Genomic DNA, 9,499 nt, shown 5'->3' on the forward strand with positions numbered 1-9,499 from the left:
CACCCTCATGGCCGAGGATTGCCGGAAACAGGCCCTCCGGATCGGCCCCAGACAGCGTGAAATCGTCCGTGTGGCAGATGCCGGTCGCCTTGACCTCGACCAGAACCTCGCCGGCCCGCGGGCCTTCGAGATCGACCTCCGTGATTTTCAACGGTTTTCCCGCCTGAACGGCAATGGCGGCGCGGGTTTTCATCCTTTATCCCCTTCTAACGCTCATTCCTCATCGTATTGGCTGCCGCGCACGCCATGTCACCCACCTATGCAGTTGGCCTCGTGGTCTTTCGCCGCTTGGAGCCTGTCAGCCTTCTTGGGCGGACAACCGCGTGGCGCGTCGCCGACGGCCCGGGCGCACAAATAGGCGCTAAGGTCGTCGAGGTTGCGGTAGACGTTCTTGTTTTCGCCGAAGGCCGGCATGACGTTTTCCTTGCCTTCGTTGAGATCGAGGGCATAAACCGTATTTGGGAACGGCGTGTGGACATACATCACGTCGCCGATTACGCGACCTCGGGAGACCACAAGGGCCGACCAAGCGCTCAACTTGTTGTCTATGATGGGACGTCGCTTCCGTCAGCGTGTCACGGTTCGCCAGGTGGGCAGGAGGCACCATTGTTGCCCGTCCTCGTACCTACGGGACCCTGCCGCTCCCATTCGGCAAAGCCTTGAAGCCGGAAACCAACAAATACGATAAGCCTTTCAAAAGACGTAAGCAATAATAAATAGGTTGCTTGGTTCCGAGCAATAGAGGAAATGTCGCTCTGAAACATGACCCCTATTTGTTGCGAAGCCGCAGGCCTGGTAAGAATAGATGCGTAGCGTTTCGGATCCACCTCAGCAAAGGTTGCGGTGTTTACCGTCCGACAAGCCGCGGAATCGTCCACGGCACTCATAGATCGTTGCTTGGCTTGCTGCCACCTGCCCTGCGGTCGCGATCGTGAATCGCGGCTATGCCTGCAAGCGGGTTGCTCTATTCTCGCAGAATCCGAAGGCGAAGTCTGCAACCACGGAACCAAGGCGCGCTCAAAGCGGCGGCAAATATCCGCTGGTTTTGACAGTGCAACATGCGGGCCGCCCCACCGTGACTGCTATCGGCAGGGTGATGGCGGGCCTGCAAAGTCAGCCGGCGTCCGGAAACTTCGTCCGGAAATCCGAAACCAGATCGTCCAGTGCCTGGACGTGGCGAGCCTGGCGCGGGACGTCGACATCGAAGATGCCTCGCACATGGGCCGGCCGCGGTGACAGCACGATGACACGATCTGCCAACAGAAGCGCTTCCCGCAGATTATGCGTCACCATCAGGGCAGTGGTGGGCCTCGTCGACCACACCGTCATCAGAAGACGCCGCAATTTGTCAGCCGTCCGTTCGTCGAGCGAGGCGAAAGGCTCGTCCAGCAAAAGGATCGCAGGTTCCGTGGCAAAGGCACGCGCGAGGGCAGCGCGACGCGCAAGGCCCAGCGAAAGTTCTGAAGGATAGAGCGACCGCATTGAGGACAAGCCCAGGATGTCGAACAGCCCGTCCAAGTCCATGTCCCGCGTGCCTGAAGGCAACGCAAGGCGGACATTCTGCTCCACCGTTCGCCAAGGCAGAAGCACGGGCTCCTGGATTACCGCATAAATTCAATTGCAGCCGCCCTTGCGCAGTTCGTATCCTCCGTACATCGCCTGACCAAGCCCCAGCCGACTGCGCACGGTCCTGGTTTTGCCGCAGCCGGACGGCCCAAACAAACAGGCAAATTCCCCCTGCCGCACCTCGAATGAAAGTCCACGCAGGGCATCAATGGTCACGCCCTCGGCCGACCGGAAGGTCTTCTCTGCAATGTCGACCTTAAGCGGGGCGGCGGCGCCAGCGTGTTGCATGTCGTTCAAATGGCTGCACCAGGAGGAGTTCGATCAATAGCATAATGGCAACGAAAGCCAGCGAATAGGCAAGGATGGCAGCGACATCGAATATCTGGAAGTGAAGATAGATCTGGAAGCCCACACCATTTGAACGGCCTAACAACTCGACAACGAGCACGATCTTCCAGATCAGCGCAATACCCGATCGCGATGCGGCCGCAAAATAAGGCTGCAACTGCGGCATCAGAATATGGCGGATCCTGTCGAGCGGGCTGAGGCGATAGACTTTTGCCATTTCGGCGTAACGTGGATCGAGCGCCCGCGCGCCCTCGCGCATGGTGACGACAACATTGGGTATCTTGTTGATCGCCACTGCGCTGATCGCTGCTGCTTCTGTCAGGCCGAACCAGATGTAGGCAAGAACGATGACGACCAGTGCCGGGAGATTGAGAAAAAGAACAAGCCACGGATTGAAGAAAGAATCCGCTCGCCTGTGCACGCCGAGCAAGACGCCGACGACCGATCCGACCAGCATCGCGACAACATAGGCGGCGGCGACCCGGGACAGGGTCATGGCGAGATGATAGGCAAGATCGCCGGTTGCCGCCTCCTTGACCAGCACACGCCAGACGTCGATCGGCGGCGGAAACGCCCGGCTCGGCCAGATTCCCGCCACGAGGTTCCAGAGCAGGCACAATCCGAGAAGGGATGCCAAAGCCGTTGCCGCCGGCAGAAGACCACGAGAAATGGCAGTCGCTCGTCGGCCCTCAACAGCCGCTTTTTCCCGTCCGCGTCCTGCCGTCATATCTTTAAGGCCCAGAACGTTCCCGGAGCCATCTGGCGCGCCTCACCGACAAGCTTCGCCCCACCCAGTTCGGCCAGGATTCCGTACAGCTTGGCGGCATCTTTCTCCTCCTCTGCGAGCGGCCTGTTCGGAATGCCTTCGCGGTAGCGATCGCGAAGCACCTCGAGTTCCCTGCCGTCGGCTCGCACGATCGGCGCCAGCCGCTGCCATTCTGCGTCGGACTGTGCCAGGAGCTTCTTGGCCCCGCCACTTGCCCGCAGGAAGTTCATGGCGACGTCCGGGTTTTCGTTTGCCCATTTATCATGGAAAACATAGCCGAGCGCCGAAACCGGCCCCGATGCCCCGAGTGCCTTGGCCGCATCGTCGGCACCCACGAGACGGCGGAAACCTTTTGCCTCCAGCCGGGCACAGAAATGCCAGAAATTCAGCACAGCATCGAGTTCGCCGGAAACGGCCTTTTCCGACAGCAGGGGCGGTGCGCCGAAAACGATCTCGCTTTCTCTGGTCAGGTCCATCTTGTGATCACGCCGGGCAAGGCCCTGGATTAGGAGCCAGCTCTTGTCGAGCGAGCCACCGGTCACGCCGATTTTCTTGCCGGCGAGATCGGGAATGGCACGAATGGGCGCATCCTCCTTGACCATGATGGCGCCAACCGCGGTCGAGTAAGGTGCGAGCGTCAGATCCGCACCCTGCGAACGCTGGCGCGACACCCACAGCCAATCGGAAACGATGATGTCGAGGTCGCCCGCCAACATGGCGACATTGCTGGCGTCTTCCCCCGCGAAGTAGACGATCTCCACGTCGATCCCGTTGGCCGCGTCAAACTTGTGGTACTTTATGGTGTCAAGTTCCCAATTCACTGTCCCGAACTTCAAGATGCCGACCCGGATCTTCGGCGCGGACGGTTTGGCCAATGCATGGAAGCTGAGGAGACTTGTCGCAGCAAGAACGGCTGCTCCGCAAAGCGCGCGCCTCGATATGTTCATGATGCCACCTCCCAGCCAAATGTTTGCAGCGGCGTCATATTTCCCGGCTCCCGCCGGGGAAGACGCATGTCCAACGGATGAACTTCTGTGACGGATGGCTTCCCGACCAATTTGCGATAGGTCAGGACGAGATCGACGAGGTTCAATTGAGCACCTTTCACTGCACGAAATGCGCACGCAAAAACGTCAACCGACATGCTCTGCATGCCGTCCGGTTGCCGGCTTTCACAAGGTGCCCGATGGAGAGCCGACCTAAAGGATACGCGTGCCACAGAGAAGCGTCAATCATTCCGCGAGGAACCGCGCCTGCCTGTTCGTTGAATGTGCGGCCCATGTTGATGTGCCTCCGACATGATCGCCGCCCACCGACGGCGCCGACACGGGCGGTCCCCGGAAACTTGCCGATACAGCTGCGTCACGGCATGCAGGAGCCGACTATACACAGACATTTATGGAGTAGGCTCACGCGATTTGAACCGGGGCCACCTTTAGAACAGCAACGGGAGCTCAACATTGAGCACCGGCTTTCCCGCGCACCATTGAAACTCCAACCATTTGACTACAATGCGGAAAATCACGCGGTCGCCGTCAGTTCTTCTACTCGCTTGAGGTTGAGAACCGCCTTGATCGGCAGGTGGTCGGAGGCGACGCGGGCGAGCGGTGTATCATGCGCCTCGACATTCGTCAGCACACCCTTGCGGTTCGACATGATGCGATCGAGCGCCAAGATCGGCAGGCGCGCCGGAAAGCTTGCGACGGCCGGGGGCTGGGCCTCAAAAGCGGATTGAAGCGTGTTGAGTGAGGACCGGTCGCCGAGCCGCCATTCGTTGAGGTCGCCAAGCAGAACGGTCGTCGCTTCGCTTCGATCGGCCATGAGCTCGACCAGCATCTGTGCCTGGCGCGCCCGCGAGTGGCGCAGAAGCCCGAAATGGGCAGCGATGATGCGGAGCTCTCCGCCATTTTCCAGTTCGAGTTCCGCTACAAGCGCCCCGCGCGGTTCAAGGCCCGGCAATTTAATCTGGTGCACGTCGCGCACCAGCCCTTTCTTGAAGAGCACGACATTGCCGTGCCAGCCGTGTGCCTTCGACATGCCCGAAACCGGAACCGGAATAAGCCCCGTCTCGCGCTCCAGGCGCGTCAAATCAAGAATCCCGGTTCGCTCCCCGAAGCGCGTATCGGCCTCCTGCAGGGCAATCACGTCAGCGCCGATTTCGTGGATAACCCGGCTCGTCCGCTCGGGATCGCAGCGCCTGTCGGCTCCGACGCATTTATGGACGTTGTATGAAGCAATCAGCGTGCCTTCGGCCCGCGGCTTTGCCGCAGCCAGCACGGCTTCCAGCCGTTTTTTCCGGTTGCGGATCGAGGCGAGAATGCTGGCGGGGAGGTTGTCTTTCCTGGCATGCATCGAAGTCAACACGCGCTCCGTTGATCGAAAACGGCTCCGGTTCGGAGTATAGGCCCACGGGTAAAACTTGCCATGCTTCTATCCAAGAAAATCAAAGATAAGGCGAACCCAGCCACAGGATCTTTTCAACAAGCCGCACCGGGAAAGGCCGCGACCGCAGGCTCTCCAATGTCACCGGGGCTGCAGATTTCAGCATCTCGTCGATATGCTCGTCGATCTCCGCCGCAAACCCCTCGTTCAGAACTTCGAGATCCACCTCGAAATTCAGCCTGAGCGAACGCGGATCAAGATTGGACGAACCGACATAGGTCCAGACGCCATCAACTGTCAGCAGCTTCGAGTGGCTGAAGCTGCCGGTCGAACGCCAGATGCGGCAGTAATTTTTGAGGATTTGGTCGAACTGTGCCGTCATCGCCCGATCGACGAGGACAAGGTTGTTGACGGCCGGGACGATGATATCGACCTCGACGCCACGCCGTGCGGCTGTCGTCAGCGCGCTAATCAGCTCGCGATCCGGCAGGAAATAGGGCGACATGACGCGGATCGATTGCCGGGCAACGGAAAAGGCGCCCATCAGCATCTTGTGATTCGTCTCGATGCTGCGGTCCGGTCCGGACGCGACGACGCGCATGAGAACCGGATCGCCGGGCTGGCGTTCAGGCGCTTCGATCCGCCACGCCTCTGCGTTCAGAACCTCGCCTGTCGTGAAGCGCCAGTCCTCGGCTGCGACATCAAAGAGATCGGCAACGACCGAACCCGTTACCGAGAAATGGGTATCGCGCGCAAAATCATCCCCCGTCATCGCCTGGCTGAAACCCTGGCGTATATTCATGCCGCCCGTCAGTGCCATACGCCCGTCGACGATGATGATTTTGCGGTGCGTGCGGAGATTTGCATAAGGTAACCGCAGGCCCATGATGACATTGCCGTTGAAGACTGAAACCGTCACCCCACCGTCGGCGAGATATCCAAGGATACTGGGCACCGAGTATCGAGCCCCGACGGCATCGATCAGCACGCGCACCTCGACGCCGCGTTTTGCCGCCGCAATCAGCGCATCGGCGATGCGCAGGCCGATCTCGTCGCGATCGAAAATATAAGTCTCAAGCAGAACGCTCTGCTCAGCCCCGTCGATCGCGGCCTTCATGGCTGCGTAGGCATCATCACCCGTTTCCAGCATGTCGATCGAATTGCCGGTCGTCAGCGGATAGCGGGCGACGCGATCGCCGAGCGTTTGCAAAGCTGCAAAGCGCCGCCCATAATTGCTGATGATCGCCTCCGGCTCCGCATCGAAACTTTCAAGCTCATCAAGGTCGGCCGCCGGCAGCAAGGCATCGCGGCGCAGGCTCAGGGATTTGCGGCGAATGCGGTTGATCCCGGCGATCGCGTAAAGTACTGCGCCGATAATCGGAGACAGGATGATAACGCCGACCCAGCCAATTGCGGCGCGTACCTCTTCCTTCGTCATGGCCGCATGGATTGCCGCGGCGGTCCCCATGCCAAGGGATATGACGAAAAGGATATGCGGCCAATAGGTCGATATGAGATAAAACATTGGAGGAAGATATAGCTGGAAAGCGGCGGCGTTCAATTCGCCACCGCTCCCTCAAAACGCGAAAATCTCCGCGCTGCTATTTTACCAGCCGAGGATCGATCGCAAACACCACAGAACCGGATGCAAGCTTGCCATCTCCCGGCTGATCAACGTTGCGGCCGAGGCGATTAAAGATTGCCGCACCGTCGAAAGCCGGCACGGCGAGCGGAGTATCGGCCAGGTTGGCACGAAGCTCCAGCTTGCTGGTGCCAAAGGTCCAGTCGATTGCCAGCGCCCCATCGACGCTTTCCAACGCCGTGCTTGCGACGCGTCCCGGCTTCTTCAACAACGGCACGACATAGCTGTGCCGCAGGCCGATGAGCTCGCGTACATAAGTCTTCCAGCGTATGCCTTCGTCACTGTCGAGCCGCTGCCATTGAAGCTTTGAATGCGCAAAGGTCGAGACTGCGTTCGGATCCGGCAAATCGTCCGGTGTCTTGCCTTCCTTCAGACCACCGAAACCTACCGCTTCCGCCGCCCGCCCTTTGCGGACAATCTCGCCAAGTTCGCCGTCGTAGTCGCTGAAGAAGTGAAACGGCTGCGTCTCGCCGTACTCCTCCCCCATGAAGAGGAAGGGGACCTGGGGCGAGAGAATCAAGATCGCGGCCATCATCTCGACGATGTCGGGACGTGCAAGGCTGACCAAGCGCTCGCCGAAGGCACGGTTGCCAACTTGGTCGTGGTTCTGGAGAAAGTTGATGAAGGCCTGCGGCGGGAGATAGACCCGCTCACCCTTCGGCACTTCAGGCGGATTGCCACGGTCTGGAAACACAAAGCCGTGCTGCATCGCGAGTCTCGTCTTTTCCCAAAGATCGGATGCAAAGGGCCGATAGTGGCCGTCGGTTTCGCCGGTCGCGATGATGTGAGTGACGTGATGGAAGTCATCGTTCCATTCCGCTGTAAAGGTCTTGACCCTTCCGCCGCCGTCCCGCTCGAGCAAGCTCACGAGATTGCGCTGATCCTCGACGACGAGATGGACCGCTCGATCGGCAAAGGCGTTGCCGACTTCCGCCGACAGCTGCTTGAGGATATGCTGCTTCGACGTATCGTAAATCTGCTCCACCGCATCGAGCCGCAGGCCATCGAGCCGGAATTCGCCGATCCAATAGAGTGCATTATCGACGAAGTAACGGCGCACCGGCTCCTGTCCGAAATCGATCGCCGCACCCCACGGCGTATCGCGATCGAAGCGGAAGAACTCGGGCGCATACCCGTGCAAGTAGTTTCCATCCGGGCCGAAATGGTTATAGACAACGTCGAGCAGCACCATGAGGCCGTGGCCATGTGCTGCGTCGATGAATGCCTTGAAGTCGGCCGGCGTTCCGTAAGCTGAATGCGGGCCATAGTGCAGGACGCCGTCATAGCCCCATCCGCGCGTTCCTGAAAATTGCGCGACGGGCATGACTTCGATTGCCGTACAGCCCATCTCGGCGAGATGGCCGAGTTTTTCAGCGGCCGCCTTGAAGGTGCCCTCCCCTGTGAAGGCGCCGACATGGATTTCGCTGATCACCGCCTCTTCCCAGGGCCTTCCCTTCCAGGCGTCATTCACCCACTGATAGGAAGGCTCCACGATCAGCGACGGACCGTGCACATCACCGGCCTGCGCCCGAGAAGCAGGGTCGGGCACGGCGCTGCCATCTCCAAGAACGAAGGCATATGCGTCGCCCACCTTTGCCTCTGCAACCGTCAGTTCAAACCAGCCGTCGGCGGACCGGTTCATAAGCCTGTCTTTCCCGCACGAACGGAGTGTCATGTTCTTTTGCCCCGGCGCCCAGATGCGAAAATCGACGCCGTTCGCCCCGATCTTAGGACCCCAGCTTTTTTGGCCTTGCGCCGCAGAGCCTGCTTTCGAAACCTGATGCATAAATTGCCCCTGACCGACATGAGTGCTTAAAACTCCTCTTCAAAGGCATGAAGGGCGCTACTTGTTCCCAGGCTGGAACAAACACCGCGTGGATCGGTTGCAGATGAAGGCGAAAGAAGGAAGTCTCCATGACCATCGTGCCCAAATTCGGTCCGGCCTTCACACTTGAGAATGCAGAGGCAAAAGGCCTCGATCAATTGAAGCGGCAGGCCGAACACTGCACGCGTTGTGACCTTTACAAGAACGCCACTCAGCTCGTCTTCGGCGAAGGCCCGCCCACGGCCGAGATCGTGCTGGTTGGCGAGCAGCCCGGAGACAGGGAAGACCTGGCGGGCAAGCCCTTTGTCGGCCCGGCTGGACGCCTGCTCGATCAGTGTCTGAAAGAGGCGGGCCTCGACCGCTCCCGCTGCTACGTCACCAATGCCGTCAAGCACTTCAAATTCGAGCTGCGCGGCAAGCGCCGAATGCATTCCAAGCCAAATGCCGGAGAGATCCAGCGCTGCGCGTGGTGGCTTGGTGCCGAGCTCGATATTCTGCAGCCGAAACTCGTCGTTGCGCTGGGTGCCACAGCACTTTATTCGCTGCTCGGCGCTAAAGTGAAGGTCACCGCCGAGCGGGGCCATGTTCTTCAGCCGGCCAACCATCCTCCGGTTCTGGTGACCATTCATCCTTCTTACCTTCTGCGCATTCGTGACGAGGAAGATGCCCGCGCAAACCGCGAGCATTTCGTGCAGGATCTGGCCAAGGCCGTAGCATTTCAGGTCGGTTGACCGGCATTTTATGCTGCATTGCAGAATTTATTTTGCATCGTGTCAAAATTCTTCTTGAATATCCCCGCTTCCTCTGGAACCATCGGCCCAGTCTAGCGTTTGACTGCGGGATGATGTGACTGGAGATCAGCGATGACAGAAACTCGGGAAGAGTGGATTAAAAAACGTGCATACGCCCTCTGGGAAGAAGAGGGACATCCTACCGGACGAGATTCCATACATTGGGAGCAGGCAAAGAA

Annotated in this window: 9 protein-coding genes and 1 pseudogene; 2 read left to right on the forward strand and 8 right to left on the reverse strand. The window is 59.4% G+C overall.

Annotation, left to right across the window (positions count from 1 at the left end; translation table 11 throughout):
• The 8 genes and pseudogenes from C9413_RS21365 to treZ all read right to left on the reverse strand — a co-directional run.
• Positions 1 to 193 (reverse strand): alcohol dehydrogenase catalytic domain-containing protein (locus C9413_RS21365; RefSeq protein WP_170250873.1); only part of this gene is annotated, 193 nt, incomplete at its 3' end.
• 56 nt (positions 194 to 249) lie between these two features.
• Positions 250 to 537 carry a PQQ-binding-like beta-propeller repeat protein gene (locus C9413_RS32775; RefSeq protein ID WP_133938326.1) on the reverse strand — a complete coding sequence of 96 codons (288 nt, stop codon included), beginning with the start codon at positions 535 to 537 and terminating at the stop codon, positions 250 to 252.
• Positions 538 to 1,113: 576 nt separating this feature from the next.
• A pseudogene (locus tag C9413_RS34550) lies at positions 1,114 to 1,854 on the reverse strand (ATP-binding cassette domain-containing protein).
• A complete protein-coding gene (locus C9413_RS21380; protein ID WP_040116529.1) occupies positions 1,823 to 2,569 on the reverse strand; it encodes an ABC transporter permease subunit in 747 nt (248 codons plus the stop codon). Before C9413_RS21380 ends, C9413_RS34550 begins: the two are co-directional and overlap by 32 nt.
• A gap of 68 nt (positions 2,570 to 2,637) precedes the next feature.
• A complete protein-coding gene (locus C9413_RS21385; RefSeq protein ID WP_040115256.1) occupies positions 2,638 to 3,627 on the reverse strand; it encodes an ABC transporter substrate-binding protein in 990 nt (329 codons plus the stop codon).
• A 574-nt stretch (positions 3,628 to 4,201) separates the two neighbouring features.
• Positions 4,202 to 5,032, reverse strand: a complete 831-nt coding sequence (locus tag C9413_RS21390) for an endonuclease/exonuclease/phosphatase family protein (RefSeq protein WP_040115253.1) — start codon at positions 5,030 to 5,032, stop codon at positions 4,202 to 4,204.
• A gap of 91 nt (positions 5,033 to 5,123) precedes the next feature.
• Positions 5,124 to 6,587 carry a phospholipase D-like domain-containing protein gene (locus C9413_RS21395; protein ID WP_040116528.1) on the reverse strand — a complete coding sequence of 488 codons (1,464 nt, stop codon included), beginning with the start codon at positions 6,585 to 6,587 and terminating at the stop codon, positions 5,124 to 5,126.
• Positions 6,588 to 6,663: 76 nt separating this feature from the next.
• The gene (treZ, locus tag C9413_RS21400) at positions 6,664 to 8,490 is read right to left on the reverse strand and encodes a malto-oligosyltrehalose trehalohydrolase (protein ID WP_040115251.1); all 1,827 of its coding nucleotides are present in this window, start codon (positions 8,488 to 8,490) and stop codon (positions 6,664 to 6,666) included.
• Positions 8,491 to 8,618: 128 nt separating this feature from the next.
• Between treZ and C9413_RS21405 the strand changes: the two genes are divergently transcribed.
• On the forward strand, positions 8,619 to 9,260 hold the full coding sequence (locus C9413_RS21405; protein ID WP_040115249.1) for a UdgX family uracil-DNA binding protein: 642 nt from the start codon (positions 8,619 to 8,621) through the stop codon (positions 9,258 to 9,260).
• 132 nt (positions 9,261 to 9,392) lie between these two features.
• A partial coding sequence (locus C9413_RS21410) for a DUF2934 domain-containing protein (protein WP_170250874.1) occupies positions 9,393 to 9,499 on the forward strand: 107 nt, incomplete at its 3' end.

This window comes from Rhizobium sp. SEMIA 4085, from assembly GCF_013004495.1.
Taxonomy (GTDB): Bacteria; Pseudomonadota; Alphaproteobacteria; order Rhizobiales; family Rhizobiaceae; genus Rhizobium; species Rhizobium gallicum.

Excerpts from the sequence above, each read along its gene's own strand:
- C9413_RS21395 (WP_040116528.1), bottom strand. The coding sequence starts at position 6,587 with ATGTTTTATCTCATATCGACCTATTGGCCGCATATCCTTTTCGTCATA.
- treZ (WP_040115251.1), bottom strand. The coding sequence starts at position 8,490 with ATGCATCAGGTTTCGAAAGCAGGCTCTGCGGCGCAAGGCCAAAAAAGC.
- C9413_RS21405 (WP_040115249.1), top strand. The coding sequence starts at position 8,619 with ATGACCATCGTGCCCAAATTCGGTCCGGCCTTCACACTTGAGAATGCA.
- C9413_RS21390 (WP_040115253.1), bottom strand. The coding sequence starts at position 5,032 with ATGCATGCCAGGAAAGACAACCTCCCCGCCAGCATTCTCGCCTCGATC.
- C9413_RS21385 (WP_040115256.1), bottom strand. The coding sequence starts at position 3,627 with ATGAACATATCGAGGCGCGCGCTTTGCGGAGCAGCCGTTCTTGCTGCG.